This is a genomic window from Allostigmatella hybrida (assembly GCF_020103775.1).
GTDB classification, from domain to species: domain Bacteria; phylum Myxococcota; class Myxococcia; order Myxococcales; family Myxococcaceae; genus Hyalangium; species Hyalangium aurantiaca.
On record NZ_JAHXBH010000005.1, the window covers coordinates 141,558 to 165,026 of the forward strand.

Here is a 23,469-nt window from a genome sequence, read left to right on the forward strand (position 1 = left end):
ATGGGGCAGCGCATCCTGGTGGCGGGAATCGTGGCGCTGGAGATGACCTACCGGATCGACGCCTTCCCCCTTCAATATGATCCGGTCCGCTACCCCTTCTTCTCCCTCGGCAGCAGCGTGTCGGGCGGGGCCTACAACGTTGCCCGGGCCCTGAGCACGCTGGGCGATGAGGTGCGGTGCGCCACGCTGCTGGGACGGGATGCCGCCGGGGGACTGGTGCGGCAGACCTTCGTCCAGGAGGGGCTCTCGCCGGACTTTGCCCTGGAGCCCCTGACGGACACCCCCCACTCCCTCATCCTCTATGACCGGGAGGGGCGGCGGCAGATCCACATCGACCTGAAGGACATCCAGGAGCAAGCGTACCCGGAGGAGCAGTTCGTCCAGGCCCTTCAGGGGTGCACGCTCGCGGCCGTGGGCAATGCCAACTTCTGCCGCCCGCTGCTCCGGCTCGCCCGGGAGGCCGGGGTCCCCATCGCCACGGACGTGCAGACCGTTTCCCAGTTGGAGGATCCGTACAACCAGGAGTTCATGCGCGCCGCGGACATCCTCTTCATGAGCCACGAGCGGCTGCCGGTGGCCCCCACGGAGTGGGTCCACCAGGTGCGGGAGCGCTACGGCAACGGCATCATCGTCGTGGGCCTGGGCGAGGAAGGCGCCCTGCTCTCGGTGCGCGGAGAGCCGGCGCCGCACCATGTCCCGGCCCTGCGAGGCCTGCCCGTGGTCAGCACCGTGGGGGCGGGGGACGCGCTCTTCTCCTGCTTCCTGCACGCGTATGCCCAGTCGCGCGAGCCGCTTCAGGCCCTGCGCCGGGCCGTGGCCTTCGCCGCCTTCAAGATCGGCACGGAGGCGGGGGCCAGTGGCTTCCTCACCGAGGCGGAGCTGGAGCAGCTCGTTCAGGACTCCGGGGGCGCGCGCCCATAAGTCCGGGTGAACGAGGCCAGGCGGGCCAGGGCCTCGTCCGTGAGCTGCTCCCACCGGAAGCGCCAGCTCCAGTTGAGGGGGCTGGCACTGCCCGGCTGGTTCATCCGCGCCTCGGCCCCCAACCCCATCACATCCTGCAGCGGGGCGAGGGCCCATTGGGCCACCGAGGACCAGGCCAGGCGGAGCAGCTCCCAGTGGAAGGTCTCCGGAGCGGGCCCGCCCAGGTACTCCAGGGCATCACTCCGCTCGGACTCCGGCGCCGTCTGGAGCCACCCCAGGGACGTGTGGGTGTCGTGCGTCCCGGTGTAGACGACGCAGCCCGGACGGCACTTGTAGGGCACGTGGGGATTGTCCGGCGTCTTCGTGAAGGCGTACTGGAGCACGCACATCCCCGGGAAGCCGAACGCGTCCCGGAGCGCGCGCATCGCCGGGGTGATGTAGCCCAGGTCCTCCACCACGACGGGAAGGGGGCCCAGTTGACGGCGCATGGACTCGAAGAAGGCCGTCCCGGGGCCGGGCGCCCAGGTCCCTTCCAGGGCGGGCCTTCCGCTGGGAATGGCCCAGTACGCCTCGAACCCTCCAAAGTGGTCGATCCGCACGTGATCAAACCGCTCGAAGCTCTGGCGGAGCCGGGCGGCCCACCACCGGTAATCCTCCTGGGCCAGCCGGTTCCAATCATAGACAGGCATTCCCCAGCGCTGCCCTTCCGCGCAGAAGAAGTCATCGGGCGGGGCGCCGGACTCCCACGCGGGGGCGAGCGTCTCCGGCGAGAGCTGGAAGTACTCTCCGTGGGCCCAGACATCCGAGCTGTTCTGGGACACGTAGATGGAGACATCCCCCACGATGCGCACGCCCCGGCTGTTGGCGTAGGCCTTCAACGCGCCCCACTGCCGGTGGAACTCGAACTGAAGGTACTTGTGATGGAGCACGTCCTCCGCCAGGGCGCGGCGGGCGGACGCCAGGGCCTCCGGCTCCCGGCGCCGCAGCCCCTCCTCCCACCGGCGCCAGGCCCGGCCCTGCCCCTGGCGGATGGCCATGTAGAGCGCGTAGTCGTCCAGCCAGCCGCGCGCCTCATGCTGGAACTGCTCGAACTGCTCCCGCTGGGAGGCGGAGGCCTTGCTCCGGAAGGCCTGGCTGGCCTTCGCCAGCAGGCGCCCCTTGAGCTCGAGCACCTGGCGGAAGTCCATCCGCTCCAGGCAGGAGGCAGGAGCGCGCTCCAGCTCATCCGCGCGCAGCAGGCCCTGCTCGTGCAACACCTCGGGGCTCAGCACCAGCGGGTTGCCGGCGAACGCGGAGTACGCGGCATAGGGGGAGAACCACTCTTCGTGAACGGGCCCCAGGGGCAGGATCTGCCACAGTTGCTGGCCCGTGGCCGACAGGACATCCACGAAGCGCCGGGCCTCCGGCCCCAGGTCTCCCAGACCGAAGCGGCCCGGAAGCGACGTGGGGTGGAGGATGAGGCCGCTCCTCCTGGGACTGGACTCCAAAGGATTCATGACGGTTTCCTGCGGCTCAGCGGCGGAAGGGGCCCGTGACTTCGTAGGTGACGCCCCGCCCATCCGCCCCCCGCTGGGAGCTGAAGTAGAACCTGCGCCCATCCGGGCTGAAGGCGGCCCCGGTGACTTCCGAGCCCTTGTGGCCCATCACCTGGAGAAAAGGCGCGACGCCCAGCTTCGGGGTGAGGACACAGACCTGCATGTCATCCCCGTCCTCGCAGACGAAGAGCTCCTTCGCGCGGGAGACGACCACGTTGTCCACCCCGGACAGCGGGGAGTGCGGGTGGCGTGCCGTCTCGTAGAGGATCTCCAGGCGGCCGGTGGCCACGGTGAGCGCCCACACCCGGTTGTCATACTTCGTGGTGAAGTAGACGGTGCCGCTGTCGTACCAGCACCCCTCGCCCCCGCTGAACTCGCTCGACAGGTCCGCGTTGTCCTGATCCGACGCGGGCGCATCCGGCTTGACTTTGACCCAGCTCACGGTGGCGCCCGTCAGCGGATCGCCCTCGACGCGGGCCGCCTCCAGCGTGCCGGCCTCCAGCGAGGGCCACTTCGCCGGGGTGAAGCGGTAGAGCCGTCCATCCGGCATGTCCTCGGTCAGGTAGAGGCTCCGGCCCACGGGGTCCACCGCCACCGCCTCATGCATGAAGGCCCCCAGCGCGGGCCGCGCTTCGCCCTGGGAGGGCCGGGAGGGATCGCACTCCCAGACACGCCCCCGGCCCGTCTCCTCGCACGACAGCCAGGTGCCCCAGGGCGTCGGGCCCCCGGCGCAGTTGGTATCGGTTCCCTGGAGGATGCGGTAGGCGTCCTGGATGGCGCCCTGGGCGTTGAAGCGCACCGCGGACGCGCCCCCGGGGTCCGCTTCGCTGTTGGAGACAAGAACCCAGCCGCCCTCCGGGAGCGGAAAACACGCGCCCCCATCCGGAGCGGGGTGCCACGTGTAGCGCGTTCCGGGCACCGCCTCTCCTGCCCGCCCGATGAGGCGCGAGGAGAACCCCTTGGGCAGGCGCAAGCCCTGCGCGTCGGGCGCCTGCGCGAGCGCCCCATAGGGGCTCTTTCCCGGCTTCAGGGGGGCGGCATAGGCGTTGCGCCAGAAGGCTGGCCCCAGGGCGAGCGAGCCTCCGCCCAGGAGCGCGAGGTGAAGCAGGTGACGGCGGTTCATGACGCCCGAGTTTTCCCGCAGAACGCCAAGGGAGGGAAGCCTCCCGGGCGCCTCCCGGCTGAGCGAGCGGACAGCCACCCTCCTGGGAGCCCCAGGGACACATGCATAGCTTGAGGGATACCGAGTGCAGGCACACCCACGGAGCCCTCATGTCCACGCCCAAGATTCCCCTCAAGCTGCTGGATCCGGACGGTGGTTGGATCAACGCCCCTGTCCATGTCTCCGAGCTGGATGGGCAGCCCATCCTCCTCCACTTCTGGTCCATGGACTGCGAGTCCTGTACCGCCCAGCTCGCCGAGGTGAAGCACTGGCTCGAGGCCTTCGGCCCGCAGGGACTGAAGGTCATCGGTGTCGACGTCACGCGCTCGGAGCAAGAGCTGCGCGACACCAACGCCGTGGAGGACTTCGCGCGCCAGCACGGCCTGAGCTACCCCATCGCGGTGGATGACGGCTCCATGGCGAAGGTCTACCACGTGACCCAGCACCCCTCCTTCCTGCTCTTCAGTGCGGAAGGCTGGCTGCGCTACCACCTCTCCGGGCCTGACGCGGCGCAGAAGGTGGAGTCCGCGCTCAGACTCCTCATGCATTCGCAGGCTTCCAGCAGCGCCGCACCGGCGCCCTGAGTCAGCGCAGCCCCTTGTCCACGGTGACCCGTGTCACAGGGTACACCGGGCTGGGGGCTTTTTGACGTGTTACGTCAAATTCGTTTTATTCATTTTTTATAGACTTCCAATCGATACGTTTTCTAGCGTCTCTCCCTCCTGCGCATTGGCGCGGCATGAGGAGTCGAGAGACATGAAAACAGCTTCCCTGTGTGGAATCACGATGGCGCTGACGATGGCGCTGGGCTGCTCGAACGGACCTGTGGGCGTGGCGGAGGAGGCCGAAGGCTTCGCGATGCTTCAGCACCACCCGTCCATGCTCGAGGCCAGCTACCAGTCGGGTGGCGCGTCCGTGCGCGCGATGCTGGTGGAGAGCGCTCCCAACGTCGTGGAGGTGACGTACGACTTCGGGGATCCGGTCATCGCGTTCCGCATTGATTACAACCAGGGCGAGGGCCACTTCATGCCGAACGGCAACCCGCTCGACGCGGCGCAGGCCCGGCTGATCACCCCGCTGCTCGAGGGCATCTCCAAGGCCGTGCCGGAAGAGGACTCGGCGCGCTCGCGCGTCGAGAACGCGGCGATGCGGCAGACGAGCTTCATGCAGATCGTCCCGGTGGGCGAGCCCCTCTCGCCGTACCGCTTCGTTGCGGAGCGCGGCTGGACGCACATCTCCTGCTCCTGCGGCAGCCAGAACATCGGTGGCTATACGCGCCAGGCGGGCCGGGGCTGTAGCTGCAACGGCGGCTCGGGCAACGGCTGCAAGGGCCGCTGCGGCCAGGGCTGTGGCATCAACAGCACCCCCAAGTGCGTGGGCACGACGGCCTACACCCAGGACTGCGCCAAGCACGACTACGGCCTCGGCAGCTTCGCGTCCGCCTCGGACGACTACTCGTTCGCGAGCAACAACTGCAGCTGCAGTGGAGTCGGATCCTGCGAGTAACCACCCCGCTGCCCCTTCTCACCGCGCTGGCCGTGCTCGCGGGCACGGCCTTCGCGTGCAACCGTTCCTCCAGCCCCTGTCCTGACGGCGCACGGCTGCATGGCCGCGCCCCACCGGAAGGGACCCTGCAGTGGTGCGCGAAGCCCGATGGCCAGAAGCATGGCCGTTGGGCGGAGTGGCACCCCAATGGGAAGCTCAAGACCGAGGGCAGCTATGCCCAGGGCAAGATGGAAGGCCGCTGGGTCAGCTACTTCGCGACCGGAGTGAAACAACTCGAAGGCGAGTACCAGGGCGGCCTCAAGCGGGGCCAGTGGACGCTCTACTACGAGGAAGGACCCAAGAACCGCGAGGAGGTCCATTCTCCCGGCTCGAACGAGGTGAAGTGGACGGCGTGGCGCTCGGACGGTCAGGTGTGGGCCGAAGGAACGCTCGTGGGGCAGCGCCCACAGGGGCCCTACTCCGAATGGCATCCGAACGGGGTGTTGGCCGCCCAGGGCCTCTACGAGGACGGCCGTCAAACCGGGCAGTGGACCTACTGGGATCTCCAGGGCCATGCCTCGGCCGAGCCGCAGGGCGACTTCGCCAAGGAGTGAGTCCATGCGCGGGCCCACCGTCATGCTGCTCGCCCTGGCGGTGGGCGCGTGTGGCCTGCCGGGGGAGCCTCGCCTCGCGGTGCAGAGGCAGGCGGTCACCGGCGGGGTAGCCGAACCCGGCTTCCCCGCGGTGGGTGCGCTCGTCCCGGTGTCGCCGCTCTGCGGGGAGCCGGACGAGGCGCAGCCGGTCACCTGCACAGGCACGTTGATTTCCCCCCGGGCCGTGCTGACCGCGGCGCACTGCATCGAGAACGCTGACTACCCGCGGTCGCTCTCGGTGGTGTTCGCCTCCGAGGCCTCGCAAGCCCGTCCCCCCGAGCGCGTGCGGACCCTCGATGGCCGGATACACCCCGCCTGGCTGCCGGGAAAGAACGACATCGGGGTGCTGATTCTGGCCGCGAATGCCCCCGTGGCCCCGGTGCCGCTGACCGGGGCTGCCTTTCCAGAAGACGGGGTGGAACAGACCGTCCAGGTGGTGGGCTTCGGCCTCGATGACCAGGGCCGCACCGGCCACCGGCGAAGCGGCACCGCCCAGGTGAGCGCGGCCGCGGAAGAGACCTTCTCCATCACGGCCGCACCCGGCATGTCCTGCAGCGGGGACAGCGGCGGTCCCGTGTTCCTGGAGACAGGGGGGGCCAAGCATCTAGTGGGCGTCACCTCCTACGGCAATCTCGCCTGCACGACGGGCACCAACATGCGCATCGACGTGCATGAGGCTTTCCTCCAGAGGGCCTTGGAGGACGCAGCCCAGACGCCTCGTGCACGTGAGCCCTTCGGCCCCGAGGTGGACGCATGCACGGTGCGTTGCCAGGAACACGCCGATTGTCCCCTGGGGATGGCCTGTGTCCCGTGGGCCTCCGGGGAGAAGAGCTGTGCGGTGGCGGGCCTGGAGGCAGGCCGCTTCGGCCCGGCCTGCACGCAATCCGATGACACCCACCTGTGTGTGAAGGCGGGTGATGGGTGCCGCGTGTGGCAACCGTGTGTGAAGGCCGCGGGAGGCGGCTGCTCGGCCTCGGGAGGCCAAGGCCCCCTGGGGGGACTCCTCCTCGCGCTGCTGGCACTGGCCGCAAGGAGGCCCCTTCGTTGCGCCGGCCCGGTGCGGACCTACAACTCTACACCGTGAAGGCCATCCGCGGCGTCGAGGCCTTCGACGCCTGCGTCACGGCTCTCGCAGGATGAGCAGTCCCCGCGAGGTGTCCACCGTGTAGATGTACCCATCTCCCGGGACGCGGATGCCGATGGAGCCATCGAAGTAGCCCCCCCGGTTCACATCGTTCTCCCGGAAGGTGTTGAAGTACGCCACCTGCGTGGGCTGGGTGGGGTTGGACACGTCCAGCACCCTCACCCCTTCCTGATACCAGGAGAGGTAGAGGCGTTTGCCCACCAGCACCATGTTCTGAATGGAGACGATGGGCCGGAGCTGGAATGTGCCGATCTTCACCATCTGGGAGGGCTCCGTGACATCGAGCGTGCGCAGGTGCTCGAACGGCCCCTCTCCGCCCATGAACGCGATGGTCCGGCCTCCGAAGACCCCCACCGCGTTCGCATGGCTGTAGTGGTTGGGGAAGTTGTAGGTGCCCAGCGTCTGGATGTTCTGGGGATCGCTCACATCGGCGATGACGAAGCCATCCGTCGAGTAATTGACGTAGAGCCGGTGGCCCACGGCGAACATGTCGTGCGGGGTGCCGTTGGTAAAAGGGTTGTACCGGTTGAGCTCGACCGGCTCCAGGGCATTAGAGACATCGTAGAGGATGACGCCCTTGACGTCGGTGGCATAGAGGCGGTTGCCCTCGACGAAGACGGTGTGCACCCGGTCGTTTCCCAGCGAGAGGCTGCGCACGAACTGGGGATCTCCCGGCTGCTGGATGTCGAAGAGGAGCACGCCCCGGGCGTCACTGGCCACGTAGAGCGCGTTGTCCTTCGCCCACACCCCGTTCCAGATGCCATCTCCCGGAAACTGGACGGTCTTCACCAGCACGGGGGCCGCCTTGTCGCTCACGTCAAAGACGCTCAGCCCTCCCGGCATGCCGTAGCCGGTGATGGACACCACGTAGGCGTGGTTGTGGGCCACGTACACATCCACCGGCATGGCGATGTCCACGAAGCGCTCGGAGACCTTCTCCAGGCCGGAGGCCTCTTGCTCTCCCCGGGCCCACGTCATCCGCGACGAGGTGAAGGTGGCCCGGCTGCTCAATCGCCCGTTGACGCAGGACACGTAGCACCCGTTGAACTCGGGGACCTGCGGCGCCGCGCAGGTGACGAGCGACGTGCGGCGCGTGCCGCCATCGGGATAGCTCTGGTCCGTGTAGAAGAGACGGGAGTTTCCCTGCCGCAGCTCCGTGGCGGGCCGGTTGTTGAAGAGCGGCGTTCCCCCATCCGCGCTCAGGATCAACGAGGAGGAGAAGTCGTAGCTGCCGGCTCCGGAGTTCGTCTCCTGGCGCATGGCCAGCATGTACAGGCCCTCCTGGCCCGCCTGGGCCAGGGACGCGTCATCGCACGCCGAGAGATCGAAGCTCGACAACTCCCCGCAGGGCGCCGCGCCGGACACGATGCCGCAGGAGGCATACCGGCCCGTGTCCACCCGGTTGCCCAGCTCTTCGAGCGGCACATAGGTGCCATCCCACTCAGCGCGCTCGGGGACTGAAGCATCGGGAGAAGCCGGGGGCCGTGAGTCCTCCGAGCACCCCGTGAGCGCAATCCCAAGCGCCAACAAGCTTCCACCGGTGCGTTTCCAGGCCATGCCCATTCCTCCGTTGAACACTCCAGGAGAACGTGTTCCCGGCCCTTTCTTCCCCCTGGTCTCCCGAGGGTACTCCCTTTTCAAGGCGGGAAAATGAGCTGCCGCCACACGGGATTCACGGCATAGTCCACTTAACCAGCCTTCACTGGCCTGTACTTCTTCCCTCCGGAGTCCCATGAACCTCAAGAACATCGCCGCCGCGGCGGGCCTCTCCCTGCTTGCGACCGGCCTGATTGCAGAGGCCGCCGTCCTCTTCCACAACTCCGGAACCCTCTCGGGATGGAACGCCATCAACCGGGAGCACAAGGGCACCGTGAATGAAGTCACGAACGTCACCTACGAGGGCCCCACCGCCATCAAGGTCACCCAGGTGTATGATCCGTCGTACTCCGGCCGCTATCACTCGGAAGTCGTGAAGCACAACGTGTACCGCCGCGGCGACACGGGCTTCTACGGCTTCGCGTTCCGGCTGCAGGAAGACTGGCAGTTCCAGCCGCAGTCTTTCAACATCGCCCAGTTCATCGCGGACTTCTCCAATACGGGCTGCGACGACTACATGCCGTCCAGCATGATCTGGCTGCAGGGCAACCAGCTCTTCACGCGCGTGAAGCAGGGCACCGTGTGCAGCCAGAAGACCGTCACGTTCGGCAACCTCGCCACCGTCTCCGCCGGGCAATGGCACAAGGTCGTCATGCACGTGAAGTGGGCCAGCGACGGCACCGGCTTCTACAAGCTCTGGTTCAACGGCCAGAAGGTCCTCGAGCAGTACAACCTGAGCACCACCGTCGCGGACGACCGGTACTTCCAGTTCCGCGTCGGGCTCTACGCGAACGGCTGGCATGACACCGGGTACATGCAGGGCAGCCAGGGAACGCGCAGCATCTGGTTCGACGAGATTGGCGCGGGCACCACCTTCGCCGACGCCGACCCCTCTCAGTGGTAGCCCCGCGCAGTCCGTAGGGCCTGGGCGCCGCCTCACGCGAATGGAAACTCCAGCGTTGCCACGGCGCCCTTGCCGTGTCCCTCGCTCTCCAGCGTGAGGCGCCCGCCCAGCATCTGCGCCGCCAGCGCGCTCGAGTGCAGGCCGAAGCCGTGGCCATCCCTCCGCGTGGTGAACCCATGCGTGAAGAGCTTCTCCTGGATGTCCGGCGTGATGCCCATGCCGTCGTCCACCACCTGGATGCGCACCCGCTTGTCCTCCACCCGCAGCCGCACGCACAGGTTGCGCTTGCCCTCGGGCACCGCGTCCAGCGCGTTCTTCGCGTTGCTGATGAGGTTGATGAGGATCTGCAGCACCTTGTGCTTGTCCACCTTGAGCAGGGGCACCGGAGCCACCTCACGCCGGAGCGCCACGCCATGGCGCTTGAGCGCCGCAGCCTGAATGCGCAGGGCATCCTCGACGAGCTGGGCCAAGTCACACTCCTCCGTCATCAGCGACGTCTTGGCGTACGTCTGCTGCACCTGGACGATGGCCCGGATGTGCTCGATGTGCCGGCTCATCGCGTCGATGTCCTCCACCAGGCGCGTCTGCTCGCCGATGAGCTCTTCGGCCAGCGCCGCCAAGTAGCCGGGGAGGTTCCCGCCCCGCGCACCGGGGGCCAGGAACTCGGCCAGTTCCTCCCGGTGCTTCAAGATGAGGGCGGTGGCCTGCTTGAGCCGGCCGACGCGGGAAGACCCCACCGCGTGCTGCATCATCTCCAGGTTGATGACGGCACTGGTGAGCACATTGCCCACGTTGTGCAACACATTGGAGGCCACCTCGGCCATTCCCACCGCGCGGGCGGTGTCCACCAGCCGGGCCTGGGTCTGCTTGAGCTCGTGCGTGCGCTCTTCCACGCGCAGCTCCAGCGCATCGTTCGCCTCGCGCAGCTCCGCCCGGGCCCGCTCCACATCGGCGTAGAGCCGTGCATTCTCGATGGAGATGGCCGCCTGGGAGACGATGTGCCGCAGCAGCGCCAGGCGCGAGGGGCTGAAGGCGTTGGTCGCCAGGTTGTTCTCCAGATACAGCACCCCGGAGAATCGCTCCTGCCGCATCAACGGCAGGCACAGCACCGAGCGCGCCTTGCTGCGTGCCAGGTAGGCATCGGACAAGAACGGGTGAGGCTTCGAGGCATCGCCAATGAGCACCGGCTCCTGGCTGCGCCGGACATAGGAGAGGATCGTCCACGGCAACGCCTGCGCGGGGTCCTCGCCCGGCGGCCCCGGGGGGCTGCCCGGTGAAGCGCCGGAGGTGGCCGCCAGCACGAGGGTGTCCCCTTCCGGCAGCAGCAGCGCGCCCCGCTGGGCGCCTGCGTTCTCGACGGCCGCCTCCAGCAGCGTGGTCACCAGCCGCTCCAGGACGATCTCGCTGGAGATGGCTTGCTGGGTCTTCACCACGGTCATCGCATCGATCTGGGCCGACTCCGTGCTGCTGCTGCTGGTGCTGCTGTCGGCCGGTACGTCCTCCCCAAGGGGCGGCCACTGCGCGTCCAGCTGCTGCACCTTGGCCTTGGCGCCCCACTGCCGGTACGCCGCCCGGGCCTCACGCGCGAAGGCCAGGGAGACGATGGGCGCCTTGCGCGTGCGCCAGAAGTTCGCCGCCAGCTCGCTGGCCAGCCCCACCCACTGCGGGGCCCCGCTCTCCCGCGCCGCGCGGATGGCCTCCTCGTAGGCACACGCCGCCTCGTCCCCCTTGCCCTCGATACGGGCCAGTTCCCCGGCCACCATCCGCTCCACCGCATGGAAGTTCACGGCACATTGCGCGGCCCACTCCGCGAGCTGCCGCTGGTGGCCCTGGATGGCCTCGAGGAACTCCCGCCGCTGCCCGGGCGTTGCGTCCTCGCAGCACGCGGCGAGGGTCAGGGCGCGGAAGAGGTGATACTCCCGCAGGGTGAGCGCTCCAGTCATGGACCCCAGCAAGGGGGTGGCCTGATCCGCGGCCTCCCGCGCCTCCTGCAAGGCTCCGCACAGGAAGCGCGACTGCAGCTTGATGAACCAGTAGAAGCACCTCAGGGTGGCCATGCGCTCCGGCGTCAGCCGGGCTTCGAAAGCCTGTTCATCGAATCCCTCTCCATTCAGCGAGCCGAAGGAGGACGAGCGCCCGCGCATCTGATGGACGTAGCGCTCGAGGATGATCAGCATGTCCTGGCCATCCTGAATCCCAATCTTGGCCATCAACTCGCTGCGGGAGGCCGCCTCCTGGGCGACGTCATCCAGGTGGTGCCCCAGGGCCAAGCGCAGTGACAGGTTCGAGATGAAGGCGTAGCTGACCGCATGGAAGTCACCCACCTGGAGTGCCTGGTGAATGCACTGGAGGGTAATTTGCTGCACTTCGGCGTAGGGCTGGGTCCAGTAGCTGAGGCTCTGAAGACTCATGAGCACCTGGACGCGGCAGGCGTTCATCCCATGCCGCTCGACGAGCCCATGGGCGAGCCGCCCCAGGGCCGTGCCCTCCTGGTAGCGCTTGAACATGGAGCCGGTCAGCATCCCGAACCAGCCGAGTCCCATCAGCGACGCTTCCGCGAAACCGTGACGCAAGGTCAACGCGGTCATCCGGCTCAGGACGAGGCCCAGCAACTGGGGATTGAGATAGTACGCCGGCGCGAAGAGCCCGAAGAGGGCGTCGAGCAGCAGCTTCACGTCTGGGTCGCGCAAGGGCGGCAGGTCCAGGAGGCTCTCGATGGGACGGGGGCCCACCAGCGACCAGACCTCGTCATGGGCGGCGGTCAGCTCCTCCAAGGACGGGTGCGGCGACAAGCGCATGCCCAGCTTCTCCAAGCACTCCAGCATGCACGCCAAGGACCCCTGGATGTCGCCCGCATACAGACAGCAGGAGCTCTTCAGGCAGTAGGCACTGGTGGCGTCCGCCTTGTTCCGGGCCTGGGCCCGCAGCGTCTCCGCCAGCGGGTGCGCCCCGGCGGCGTTGCCGCGCTGAAGCTCGCACTTCGTCTGGGCGGAGCGCACCTTGAAGGCCAGCTCGTAGTCCGTCTGCCAGGGGTCGCCCGGGATGAGCGCGAACGCCGCCGAGAAGTAGGTGATGGCGGGAGCGGGCGCCACCGCGGCCGCAGCCTTCCGGCCCGCCTCGGCGTTCAGCCGCGCGGCGCGGTGGCGCTCCTCGGGGCCGTCGAACCGCTCCGCCCCGGCGTTGAGATGGCTCACGACATCGAAGAGCTGCTCCGCCACCTCTTCGGGCGTCAGGCTGCTGAGCAACAACCGGCCAATACGCAGGTGGGCGGACTTGCGCTCCTCCTCGGACATGAGGGCATGCGCGGCTTGCTGGATGCGATCATGCAGAAAGCGGTATTGCTCCGGGCCCGAGCGGGCCAGCAGTCCCTCCTGGAGCGCGGGCTCGAGCCCCTGCTCCATGGTGCCCACCTCCTCCAGGTCCGTCAGGGCCCTCAGCATCTGGAGCGAGAAGACGTTGCCCACGCACGCGGCCAGCCGCAGCAGGTGCTGCGTCCCCGGGGGGAGCTGGCGCAGCTTGTCCACCATGAAGCCGACGACGTTGTCCGAGTAGCCCTTGGCCTGCGTGCCGGCAGCATCCCACCGCCACCCGCCGCCGGGCTCGCGTACCAGCAGGCCATCCTGGTTCAACGTCACCATCCACTGGAGCAGGAAGAAGGGGTTGCCGCCCGTCTTCTCGTGCACCATGGCCGCGAGCGGAACGGACAGCGCCATGCCCGCTCCCGGGAGCGCATCGGCGGCCAGTTGCTCGACTTGATTCAGGCTCAAGGGCTCCAGGCCGATCCGGGTGATGCGGGCGCCTGCCTTGCGCACCTCCTCCAGCACCGAGGCCAGCGGGTGGGAGGGGTCCACCTCATTGTCGCGGTAGGCACCAATCCACTGCACGGGCGGAACTTCCGGCTGGGACAGCAACTGCTGGATGAGCTGGAGGCTTGCCAGGTCCGCCCACTGCAGGTCATCAAGGAACATCACCAGCGGGCGCTCGGCCGTGGCGAGCACCTGCAGGGACCGGAGCACCACCCGGTGGAAGCGGTACTGCGCCTCGGCGGGAGGCAGCTCCTGGATCGGCGGCTGCTTGCCCACGAGCACCTCGAGCTGAGGCACGATGTCCACGAGCACCTGGCCCTGGCCCTCCCAGGCCTGCGTCAGCTGTGAGCGCCACTCGGCCAGCTCCTCATCGGTTCCCGCCAGCAGTTGCTGCAGCAGCCCGCGGATGCTCTGTCCCAAGGTCAGATAGGGAATGTCCCGCTGGAACTGATCGAACTTCCCCTTCAGGAAGAACCCGCGCCGCTGCACCACGGGCCTGTGCAGCTCATTCACCACCGAGGACTTGCCGATGCCGGAGTACCCGCTGACGAGGAACAGCTCGGGCTTGCCGGTCGCGATGACGCGCTCGAACCCCCGCATCAACGTGGCGACCTGGGCCTCGCGCCCATAGAGCCGCTGGGGAAGCTGGAACTGCTGGGGCGCGTCATGCGTGCCCGGGGTGAATCCCTCCGGCGCCTCCTGGCGCAGCGACTCACGGCACCGCTCGAGGTCTGCCTTCAGTCCCTCGGCGCTCTGGTAGCGCTCCTCGGCCACCTTCGCCAGCAGCTTCGCCACGATGGCCGACAACGCCGGGGGCACGAGGGAATTGAGCTCGTGCGGCGGCCGGGGGTTCTGGGCCATGTGCGCATGGAACCACTCGAGCGCATCACGCCCCTGGAAGGGCCGCTGGCCGGTGAGCAGCTCGTAGAGCGTCACGCCCAGGGAGTAGAAGTCGGTCCGGTAGTCCACCACCCGGTTCATCCGCCCCGTTTGCTCGGGCGACATGTACGCCAACGTCCCCTCGATGAGGTGGGGGGCCGCGGCATCCAGGTGCTCGACCTTCTGCAGCGTGGCGGCCCCGAAGTCGATGAGGCGCGTGTTCCCCGAGGGCTCCAGGATGATGTTGGAGGGCTTGATGTCCTTGTGAATGACCTGGCGGCAGTGAATCTCCGCCAGGGTCGAGGCCAGGGAGATGGCCACGCTCAGACACTGGGAGACCTCCAGCGGCTGGCCCATGGACTCGGAGAGGGTCTCGCCCTGGATCTTCTCCAGCAGGAGCACCGGCCGCTCGCGGATCCGCTCGCAGGCGAAGGGCTTGGCCACGCCCCGGACGTCCCGGAGCCGCTGCAGGATTCCGAACTCCCGGCGGTAGCGCTCGCGCTCGCCAGGCCCGGGCGTGGGCATCATCGGCGTCTTGAGGATGACGGGCAGGCCATCGGCCTCACGCACCGCGTGGAAGAGCACGTTCGAGCCGGTCGCGCGAATCGTGCCCAGGACCTTGTAACCAGGAATGTCCAGCATGGGGGAAACCGGGAGCGTACCCCGCCAGGGAAGGCGGTGTGTGAAACATCAAAATACGCGAATACAGGGTTGATGCGTCCGTTCACCCTGCGGCCAGGCAGCCCGCTGGCGTGCGTTCCCCCTTCCGGGCTTCCGTGACGGCACACAGCTTTTTCTGGAAGAAGCGCTTTCAGGCCCTCGTGATTCCGTTCTTGCCGGGTCTTCAGGAGCCCAAAGAGGACGCGCGGCAGGGATGGCGCTTCCCGGCGGCGGGTGGGGCCAGTAGAGAGGGCCCCTCGCGGCGCGAAACGCCGCGTCTGTCCTCTTTCACCTGCTTGCGGAGAACGTCATGAAATTCCTGCATCCCCACACCGAACGCCTCTATGCCCTGCTCCGGATCGCCGCTGGACTGATGTTCGCGCTCCACGGCATGCAGAAGCTCTTCGGCATGTTCGGCGGTGTTCCGGCAGAGGCTCCCGCATTCGTGGTTTACGGCGCGGGCGGCATCGAGTTCGTCGCGGGCCTGCTCATCGCGATTGGCCTGTTCACCGGGCCCGCGGCCTTCCTGTCGAGCGGGACCATGGCGGTCGCCTTCTTCCTGGGGCACGTCCTGCGCTCACAGGGCAATCTCAACCCCCTGGTGAACAAGGGCGAGCTCGCCGTGCTCTACTGCTTCGTGTTCTTCTACATGGCCGCGCGCGGCTCGGGCATCTGGAGCGTCGACGCCGCGCGCAAGCGCGGCTAGGTCACGCTCTCGGCGCTGTAGCGGGCAATGAGTCCGGTGCGCACCGCGTACCGGAAGACGCGCGTGAAGAACGCGCACGCCAGCAGGATGTAGAGCACCGCCAGCCCCAGGCCCCAGAGCAGTGACGTGCCCGGCAAGGGCCCGCCCGCGATGATGGCCCGGACGCCCTCGAACACATAGGACGGCGGCACCAGGCGCGAGATGACCTGCATCCATTCAGGCAGGGTCGCGACGGGGTAGAAGACACCGGCGAACGGAGAGATTACCGCGGGGATGGGCCAGATGAACCACTCCGCGGAAGGCCCGAGCCGCAGCACCACCGCGGTGCCGAAGATGCCCAGGGCAATCCCCGACAGAAAGAGCACCATCAAGAACGGCACGAGCATCAGGCCGTAGACGAGCAGCGACAGGCCGAAGGCCGCGCCCGCCACGGCGATCATCACCAGGAGCCCCACCGAGCTCGTCGCGATGCTGGAGAGCACGAGCCCACCGACGTACTCCGGCAGGGAGATGGGCGAGGCGAAGACGTTCAGGAAGTTGCGCGACCACACGTCCTCGAAGAACGCCATCGTCACCCCCTGCATGACCCGGGTCAGGAAGTCCCAGAGCAGCACGGCGCCCAGGAGCGAGGGGAGCAGGGTGTGGCCCACCCCGGTGAAGGAGCCGAAGTACTGGCTGATGAACCCCCACAGCACGATGTCGATGGCCACCCAGACGAAGAGCGGGAAGATGCGCGCGGGGCTCCCGCGGATGAGATAGAATTGACGGAGGAAGACGGCGGCGGTGCGCTGGAAGAGCATGGGGCTCAGGCCTTCCCCAGCGAGAGCGGCTCCCGCGCCACGGTGACGAACAGCTCCTCCAGCGTGGCCTTGCCGTGCTCATGCGGCAAGGTCCTGGGATTGCCCGCGACCAGGACCTTCCCACGCGACACGAAGAGCACGCGGTCGCAGACCTCCTCCACCTCCTGCATGTTGTGCGACGTCCAGAGCACGCCGCTGGAGCCCTGGGCGGAGAACTCACGGATGCGGGCGCGGATGTCCCGCGCCGTCGCGGGATCCAGCGAGGCCGTCGGCTCGTCGAGGAGCAGGAGCCGCGGCTGGTTCAGCAGGGCCTTGGCCAGGGCCACCCGCGTCTGCTCTCCCGAGGAGAGGACGCCGCACTTCACATCGCGGAACCGCTGGAGCTCGAACTGCACGAGCAACGCCTCGATGCGCTCCGCGAGACGCTTCACGCCGTAGAACATGCCAAAAACACGCAGGTTCTGCCGGACGGTCAGATTGCCAGGCAAGGGGGCGTACACCGCCGCGAAGTTGGTACACGAGAGCGCCTGGGTGCGGCGCTTCGCGAGGTCCACGCCTTCGATGTGGATGCTGCCCGAGCTGGGCTCCAGGACCCCGAGCACCATGTTGATGGTGGTGGTCTTCCCAGCACCGTTGGGCCCCAGGAGCCCGACGATTTCATTGCGGCCCACCTCGAACGAGACGCCGTCGACGGCGACGGTGGCGCCGTACTGTTTGCGCAGCTCCACGACGGAGAGAACCTTCGCGGGAGCGGCCGCCCCGCCCGTCAAGGGTGTAGCAAGGGTCATGGTCCCGTTCTCATCGCCCAAGGTCAAGGGATGCCAAGGAACTTGTGAGTCTGGAGGCTCAACCTCCACTTGGGGTGAGCCAGGCAGTACTCGACGGCCAATTGCATGTTGCGCAGCTTGTCTGGCCCGTCCAGGGGCTGAAGAAAGAAGTGGGTGAAGGCGAGCCCCTCGACGTCGTCCGGAGAGAGTCCCTGCTGGGGGAAGACGAGCTTCAGCTCATTGCCGGCGCGAAGCACGAGGTGCCCCCCCGCCTTCGGGCTGACGCAGATCCAATCAAGGCCCGCCGGGGCCTCCTGGGTTCCATTGGTCTCCACCGCGATGGCGAAGCCCCGGGTGCGAAGGGCGGCCACCAGGGGGGCGTCCAACTGCAGGAGGGGCTCGCCCCCCGTACACACCACGAGGGGCGTTCCGCCATCCAGTCCGGGCCGCCACGCTTCCTGCACGGCGCTCGCGAGGGCCTCCGCGGTGGAAAACCGCCCACCGCCCTGCCCGTCCATCCCGACGAAGTCCGTGTCGCACCAGCGGCTGCAGCCTCCCTGCCCCCGGTCCCGGTCTTTCTCAAGGCCCGTCCAGAGGTTGCAGCCGGTGAAGCGCAGGAAGACCGCCGCACGCCCGGTCTGCGCCCCTTCGCCTTGGAGCGTATAGAAGAGTTCTTTGACAGCGTAGGCCATGGCGACGCTCTACTACCCCACCTTCCAGCGCGGAGCAGCGTCCTTGCTTCCCCAGGGGCTCGGTGGCCCGCCCGTTTGGGCGTCTGTCAGCCGAGGGTCGTGCTCAGGTGCAGCGGACCCGCAGGGACGCCAATGTCGTGGCCCGCCGGGTCATCCTGGGGCGTCTGCCAGGCGTTGGCCTCCGTCACCGTGACGCCCGTGGCCTCGTCCTTGATCGACATGCGGCCATTGTGGCCCGCCGGGCTGATCTGGCTGGTGTCGTAACCGCTCCAGCCCGTGCCGGAGTTTCCGAACGTCGCCTCGCCCCACGTCTGACCGGAGTTCACGCCCGGACTCACCGAGCCGTCCTTCGACACCGCCCAGGCCACGCTGCTGTTGTTGTCGAAGGCCACGGTCTGAGACTGGCCGGGCTGCAGCGTGAACGTCTTCGGGGTGCTCTTGTCGAAGTTCTGTCCGTCGTTCGGTCCTCCGTGCTCGCCCGTCTTGTTCCAGAGGGTGACGGTCTGCGGCTCGTTCGTGGTGTTGGTGAAGGTGTTGGTGTACTTGAACTGGCTCTTTTCCCCCGGCTCGATGAGCTGCATGTTGCTGTTGTAGGGCGAGCCGACGTTGTTCTTGGCCAGCCACGGCTCACTCGGGTTCACCGGATCCGTGGAGCCCGCGGAGGGCGGGCCAAAGCCGGGGCCCGCGTCGCTGGAGTAGGTGGCGTGCGCCGGGCCGCCCAGCTCGGGAACCCGGTTCTGGGACGTGGGCGCGCCGCCGGACGCCTGCGCCCCAGAGGGCGTGGAGCCCGCGCCGCCCTGCCCGCCCTGCATCTGAGCGCCCATGGACTCCAGCAGCTGCGTGATTTCGCTGAACACCTGCGACAGCTGGTCCATCGTCTGTCCGAGGCCCCCCGAGGCCCCCAGCGCCTCGCTGGCGCCCAAGGCACCGCCCAGCTTGCCCGGGCCCTGCTCGAAGGTGTCCGCCATGAACCTCTGCAACAAGCCGTTCTGAGGCTGAAGCGCCGGGGTGCTCTCCAGGCTCTGGACCGGCTCGAGGGGGGAGGTGCTCAGGGGGGGAGTCGAGAAGGAAGGGCGGCTGAGGGGCGAGATGGACATTTCAGACTCCACGAGGCCGGAGGGAGGAGGACACCGGGGCCGCCATCAAGCGGCACACTTGGACCTACAGCAGAACGCATGCCAACGCCCTGTCCTCGCCAGCCCTGAGGGCCCAGGTCCCCTTCTCCCGGAAAATCCGCCGTTTAGGACGAACGCCCTCTTCCCCAGCCTCCTGTAGCGCGATGACGGCAGGCACCACCTGATGTCCGGAGTCACCAGGGCAGGCTCCTCGTGCGCCTGTCAGGCTGCCATGTCCGTTGAGCACATGGCATCGTTCCAGATTCAACCTTGTCCCAGAGGGGACTAGACACAAGAACTTCACCATGCACGCGCCTCAGCCACTGACCGGTCACCTCTTCGAGCTGCCGCGGGAGCCCACCCACCCCGGCGTGCTCCGTGCTTCTTCTCTGAGCGTGGGACGTCCCCATGCGTGACCGGGGCTCATCGGCCATCGCCGATCTATCGGCCTTCCAGGAAGAGCGCGCGCGGATGCTCCTCGACCACATCGAGGACTACGCCCTCTTCATGTTGGATCCCTCCGGGTGTGTGAAGACCTGGAACAGGGGCGCGGAGCGGCTCAACGGCTACACCCCTGGGGAGATCATCGGGCGGCACTTCTCCCTGTTCTACCCTCCCGCGGACATCGTCGCCGGCAAGTGCGAGCGCGAGCTGCGGTGTGCCACCACCGAAGGCCGGTTCGAGGAGGAAGGCTGGCGCATCCGCAAGAATGGCGAGCCCTACTGGGCCAGCGTCATCCTTACCCCCATTCGCGACGCCACGGGCACGCTGGTGGGATTCGCCAAGATTACCCGGGATCTGACCGCGCGCCGCAAGGCCGAGGAACAGCTCCGGCAGAGCGAGGAGCGCTTCCGGCTGCTGGTCTCCAGCATCCGGGACTACGCCGTCTTCATGTTGGAACCCGATGGGCGGGTGAGCAGCTGGAACACCGGGGCTCAACAGCTCAAGGGCTACCAGGCCCAGGAGATCATCGGCCACCCCCTCAGCCGCTTCTACCTGGAGGAGGATGTGGCCCGGGGCAAGCCCTGGGATCTGCTGCGCGAGGCCACGGAGCACGGCCGCGTCGAGGACGAAGGTTGGCGCGTGCGCAAGGACGGGTCTCGCTTCTGGGCGAACGTGACCATCACCGCCGTGCGAGATGAGCAGGGCAAGCTCCGGGGCTTCGCCAAGGTCACGCGGGATCTCACCGAGCGCCGCAAGACCGAGGAGATGCTTCAGCGCAGCGAGGAGCGGTTCCGGCTGCTGGTCTCCACCGTGAAGGACTACGCCATCTTCATGTTGGACCCCAACGGGCATGTCATGACCTGGAACCAGGGGGCGGCCCACCTGAAGGGCTACACGGCCCGGGAGATCGTGGGCGAGCACTTCTCGCGCTTCTACCCGCCCGAGGATGTCGCGAAGAACAAGCCCGCCCTGGGACTCGAGACCGCCAAACGGGAAGGCCGCGTCGAGGACGAGGGCTGGCGCGTGCGCAAGGACGGCACGTCCTTCTGGGCCAACGTCATCATCACGGCCATGCGTGACGAGAGCGGCAAGCTCCTGGGCTTCTCGAAGGTGACGCGCGACCTCACCACGCACAAGCGCATGGAACAGGAGCGGCTCCAGCTCGCCCAGAGCGAGGAAGCCATCCGGCTGCGCGACGAGTTCCTCTCCATCGCCGCACACGAGCTGAAGACGCCTTTGACGGCGCTCCAGCTCCAGCTCCAGGGGATCCGAAAGCAGGTGGAGGCGCTCGATCAGAAGATCGCCCTCAAGCTCGGCCATGCGCTTCGCAGCACCGGGCGCCTGTCGAGCCTCGTCGAGACGTTGCTCGATGTCTCCCGGATCTCCACCGGCCGGCTCACCCTACATCCGGAGCGCTTCGAGCTGACCGCCGCGGTGAAGGAGCTCACCGAGCGCCTGCGCGAAGCGGCGGCCACGGCCCAGTGTCAGATCCTCATCCAGGAGGACGCGCCCATCGAGGGGACCTGGGATCGCCTCCGCATCGAGCAGGTGGTCACCAACCTGCTGTCCAACTCGTTCAAGTACGCGGCGGAGTGCAAGGTCGAAATCTCCATGACGCAGGAGGGGACCGAGGCAGTCCTCATCCTCACGGACAGCGGACCTGGCCTGCCAGAGAAGGACATCCCCCGGCTGTTCAACAGGTTCGAGCGCGCCGTGCCGATGAGCCACTATGGCGGGCTGGGGCTGGGGCTGTACGTGTGCCGGCAGATCGTCACAGCCCATGGCGGGACGATCTCCGCGGACAACGCCCCCAGCGGGGGCGCTCGCTTCACCATCCGCCTTCCCACGGAGGTGCTGGCCTCCAGCTGATGCGTGGCAGCCGCTCCGCTAGGGAACGCTGCCCACCTGCACCAGTTGCCATTGCTGGTTGGCATCGCCGCTCCAGGGCCATTGGATGACGTTCGCGCCATCGGCCAGGGAGGCGGCCTCGACATCGAGGACCATGCCGCTGTTCCGGCTCACGATCTGGACGTAACCGCCGCCCACATCGGCCAGCTGCCACTGCTGGTTGGCGCTCCCCCGGCTCGTGTACTGGATGAGCTTCGCCCCCGCGGTGGCCGAGGCGTCGTAGACATCCAGGGTTCTGCCGCTGTTGCGGTTGAGCAGGCCGTAGTATCCGCCCCCGGCGTCGACCAACCGCCATTCATCATTGGTAGTGCTGTCGACGTACGCCCACTGGATGACATCCGCCCCGTCAGACCTCAAGGCATTCCGAACGGCCAGTGCCTTGCCGCTCTGACGGTTGATGATCTTGTAGATGGCGCTCGGGACCACCGGCACGCTCTGGGACGTGATGCGGATCGCCGCCCCGCCGTTGGCTCTCACGGGAATGTTCAGCACGCTGGTGCTCGACACCTGCTGAACCTGGTACGCGATGTCGTTGTCCGAAGTCCCGTCCATGTAGATGTGCGCGGTGTAGCTCGTCCCAGCGGTCAGGAACGACAGGGGAATCGCCGCCGTCCGTCCCGCACCACCGGAGATCGTTCCGACGTACCAGTCATTTCCCCGCCGGCGCGCGAGCGTGGCGTACTGGCTCGGAGTTCCCTCCAGCAGGCGCGTGTCGTCCCAGGTGGAGGGAAGCGCGCGCAGGAACTCCCGGGCGACGCTGTCGCGGTACATCGCGCCATGGTCCGAGTAGTGCTGGACGTAGGACGCGAACAGGACGGGCAACGCGGTCTGGTGCGCCCACGTGGTCTGCCCGCCCGCGTTCGAGTAGGCGCCAGGCGTGTAGTCCATGGAACCGATGGCCCCGCGCGTGAAGAGCAGCGAGAGGTTGTGCGCCGCGGACAGCTCTCCTTGCTCCGCGCCGAAGACGCCTTCCTGGGAGAGGACGTTGGGCCACTTGCGGCCGATGCCATTCGGCTTGGTGCACCCGTGGAAGTTGACGAGCAGCCGGTTCTCCGCCGCCACCTGGGCGAGCTTCTCGTAGAGCTGCATGGTGACCTGGGAATCGCCGTCGAAGAAGTCGACCTTGACGCCGCGCACGCCCCACCCCGCCCAGCGGCTGAACAGCGTGCGCATCTGCGACTCGGTCTTGACGTCCTCGTCGTTCACCCAGAGCCAGATTCCGACGTTCTTCGTGTTCGCGTAAGTCACGAGCGAAGGCACCCAGCTCGCCTGCCAGCCTTCGTCCACCAGGTAGTACTCCCAGCCCATCGCCGAGGCGGAGTCGACGAACGAGACGTGCGTGTTGTAGTCCGATTGGTTCCCACCGGCGCGCCAGGACCAGCCCGCCCGGCCCGGCCGGATCCAGGAGGTATCGGCGAGCTGAGACGGCGCGCTCAGGTTCTCGACCAGGCTCGACTCGACGAGGGTGGCGAGCGAGCCGATGACCGCGAGCCGCCAGGGGCTGTTGAACTGCCGCGACGTGTTCACGCTCGTCGCGGTGGGCCAGGACCACCGCAGCGTATTGCCACTGCCCCCGGTCAACTGGGACGTGTGGTAGCTCCCCCCGATGTCGCTTTCGGCCAGCAGAACCCACCGAGTGCCCACCGTTGCCAGGACCGGCATCCCGAAGTTGCCACTCGCGAAGCTGCTGCGCGCCGGGTAGAAGCCCTCGTAATTCGACACGTAGGACTGCGCGTACCCCGTTGCCGTGTCCGGCAGGTTGAAGGCGCTGCTTTCACTGTAGATGGAGAGCGCCCCGCTTCCGGGGATGCGGTAGCGATAGGCAACGCCGTCGTTGTACGCGCGCACGGCCAGGTGCAGTTCCTGGCCACCCTTCGAGAAGCGCAGCACGGCCTCGTTGGCGGAGTTGAGGTAGCTCTCCTTCTTCCGGCCCGGCAGGGAGTAGCTCTCGTTGATGACGGTGTTGCTCCGGCTGACGAAGCTCAAACCGTTCACGAAGTCGCCAGCGCTGGTGCTGATCCCCAGCGCGGAGCTTTCGAGCACCACGGCACCGCCCTGCGTGACGGAATAGCTCAGGGCTCCCGTGGAAGGGTTGAGGCTGACGGAAATGTGGGTCGAGCCGTTGGGCGAGGACACGGTCCACTGAGCCCACGCGTGGGCGGGAACCAGGGTCAGCAGACCGATGCTCCCTAAGAGGGCACGGAGGAATGGCATCACGACGGTTCTCCTGGGCGACGAGGGCGCCCCGACAGGGCACCCCCTCTTCCTAGCAAAACCGGATATTCAAGGACA

The 23,469-nt window shown here is 67.6% G+C and carries 17 protein-coding genes; 8 read left to right on the top strand and 9 right to left on the bottom strand.

The window, feature by feature from the left end:
• Positions 1-921 carry a carbohydrate kinase family protein gene (locus tag KY661_RS11425; RefSeq protein WP_225410237.1) on the top strand — a complete coding sequence of 307 codons (921 nt, stop codon included), beginning with the start codon at positions 1-3 and terminating at the stop codon, positions 919-921.
• Here KY661_RS11425 and malQ read toward each other — a convergent pair.
• Positions 894-2,417: a 4-alpha-glucanotransferase gene (malQ, locus tag KY661_RS11430; protein WP_225410238.1), complete on the bottom strand. Its 1,524-nt coding sequence runs from the start codon at positions 2,415-2,417 to the stop codon at positions 894-896. The genes KY661_RS11425 and malQ overlap by 28 nt on opposite strands.
• A 16-nt stretch (positions 2,418-2,433) precedes the next feature.
• Entirely contained in the window at positions 2,434-3,579 is a 1,146-nt protein-coding gene (locus KY661_RS11435) for an alkaline phosphatase PhoX (protein WP_225410239.1), read from the bottom strand.
• 149 nt (positions 3,580-3,728) lie between these two features.
• Between KY661_RS11435 and KY661_RS11440 the strand changes: the two genes are divergently transcribed.
• The 4 genes from KY661_RS11440 (at position 3,729) to KY661_RS11455 (ending at position 6,840) form a co-directional block, all read left to right on the top strand.
• Positions 3,729-4,202 carry a peroxiredoxin family protein gene (locus KY661_RS11440; RefSeq protein ID WP_225410240.1) on the top strand — a complete coding sequence of 158 codons (474 nt, stop codon included), beginning with the start codon at positions 3,729-3,731 and terminating at the stop codon, positions 4,200-4,202.
• 172 nt (positions 4,203-4,374) lie between these two features.
• Positions 4,375-5,124 carry a hypothetical protein gene (locus KY661_RS11445; RefSeq protein WP_225410241.1) on the top strand — a complete coding sequence of 250 codons (750 nt, stop codon included), beginning with the start codon at positions 4,375-4,377 and terminating at the stop codon, positions 5,122-5,124.
• Positions 5,125-5,156: 32 nt separating this feature from the next.
• Positions 5,157-5,717 carry a toxin-antitoxin system YwqK family antitoxin gene (locus KY661_RS11450; RefSeq protein WP_225410242.1) on the top strand — a complete coding sequence of 187 codons (561 nt, stop codon included), beginning with the start codon at positions 5,157-5,159 and terminating at the stop codon, positions 5,715-5,717.
• Positions 5,718-5,721: 4 nt separating this feature from the next.
• Complete coding sequence (locus KY661_RS11455; protein ID WP_225410243.1) at positions 5,722-6,840, top strand: S1 family peptidase; 1,119 nt, start codon at positions 5,722-5,724, stop codon at positions 6,838-6,840.
• Positions 6,841-6,876: 36 nt separating this feature from the next.
• On the opposite strand, the gene KY661_RS11460 is transcribed toward KY661_RS11455, so the two are convergent.
• On the bottom strand, positions 6,877-8,457 hold the full coding sequence (locus KY661_RS11460) for an LVIVD repeat-containing protein (protein WP_225410244.1): 1,581 nt from the start codon (positions 8,455-8,457) through the stop codon (positions 6,877-6,879).
• A 175-nt stretch (positions 8,458-8,632) separates the two neighbouring features.
• On the opposite strand from KY661_RS11460, the gene KY661_RS11465 reads away from it, so the two are divergent.
• Entirely contained in the window at positions 8,633-9,400 is a 768-nt protein-coding gene (locus KY661_RS11465) for a polysaccharide lyase (RefSeq protein WP_225410245.1), read from the top strand.
• A gap of 32 nt (positions 9,401-9,432) precedes the next feature.
• On the opposite strand, the gene KY661_RS11470 is transcribed toward KY661_RS11465, so the two are convergent.
• On the bottom strand, positions 9,433-14,727 hold the full coding sequence (locus KY661_RS11470) for an ATP-binding sensor histidine kinase (protein ID WP_225410246.1): 5,295 nt from the start codon (positions 14,725-14,727) through the stop codon (positions 9,433-9,435).
• A 328-nt stretch (positions 14,728-15,055) separates the two neighbouring features.
• On the opposite strand from KY661_RS11470, the gene KY661_RS11475 reads away from it, so the two are divergent.
• The gene (locus KY661_RS11475) at positions 15,056-15,451 is read left to right on the top strand and encodes a DoxX family protein (protein ID WP_225410247.1); all 396 of its coding nucleotides are present in this window, start codon (positions 15,056-15,058) and stop codon (positions 15,449-15,451) included.
• On the opposite strand, the gene KY661_RS11480 is transcribed toward KY661_RS11475, so the two are convergent.
• The 4 genes from KY661_RS11480 to KY661_RS11495 form a co-directional block, all read right to left on the bottom strand.
• Entirely contained in the window at positions 15,448-16,251 is an 804-nt protein-coding gene (locus KY661_RS11480; RefSeq protein ID WP_225410248.1) for an ABC transporter permease, read from the bottom strand. The genes KY661_RS11475 and KY661_RS11480 overlap by 4 nt on opposite strands.
• Before the next feature lie 5 nt (positions 16,252-16,256).
• Entirely contained in the window at positions 16,257-17,039 is a 783-nt protein-coding gene (locus KY661_RS11485) for an ABC transporter ATP-binding protein (RefSeq protein ID WP_225410249.1), read from the bottom strand.
• Between the two features lie 23 nt (positions 17,040-17,062).
• Entirely contained in the window at positions 17,063-17,710 is a 648-nt protein-coding gene (queE, locus tag KY661_RS11490; protein ID WP_225410250.1) for a 7-carboxy-7-deazaguanine synthase, read from the bottom strand.
• A gap of 86 nt (positions 17,711-17,796) precedes the next feature.
• On the bottom strand, positions 17,797-18,807 hold the full coding sequence (locus tag KY661_RS11495; RefSeq protein ID WP_225410251.1) for a hypothetical protein: 1,011 nt from the start codon (positions 18,805-18,807) through the stop codon (positions 17,797-17,799).
• A 426-nt stretch (positions 18,808-19,233) separates the two neighbouring features.
• Between KY661_RS11495 and KY661_RS11500 the strand changes: the two genes are divergently transcribed.
• Entirely contained in the window at positions 19,234-21,138 is a 1,905-nt protein-coding gene (locus KY661_RS11500) for a sensor histidine kinase (protein ID WP_225410252.1), read from the top strand.
• A gap of 18 nt (positions 21,139-21,156) precedes the next feature.
• Here the strand turns inward: KY661_RS11500 and KY661_RS11505 are convergent, their stop codons facing one another.
• The gene (locus KY661_RS11505; RefSeq protein WP_225410253.1) at positions 21,157-23,391 is read right to left on the bottom strand and encodes a glycoside hydrolase family 97 catalytic domain-containing protein; all 2,235 of its coding nucleotides are present in this window, start codon (positions 23,389-23,391) and stop codon (positions 21,157-21,159) included.
• Positions 23,392-23,469: the final 78 nt, after the last annotated feature.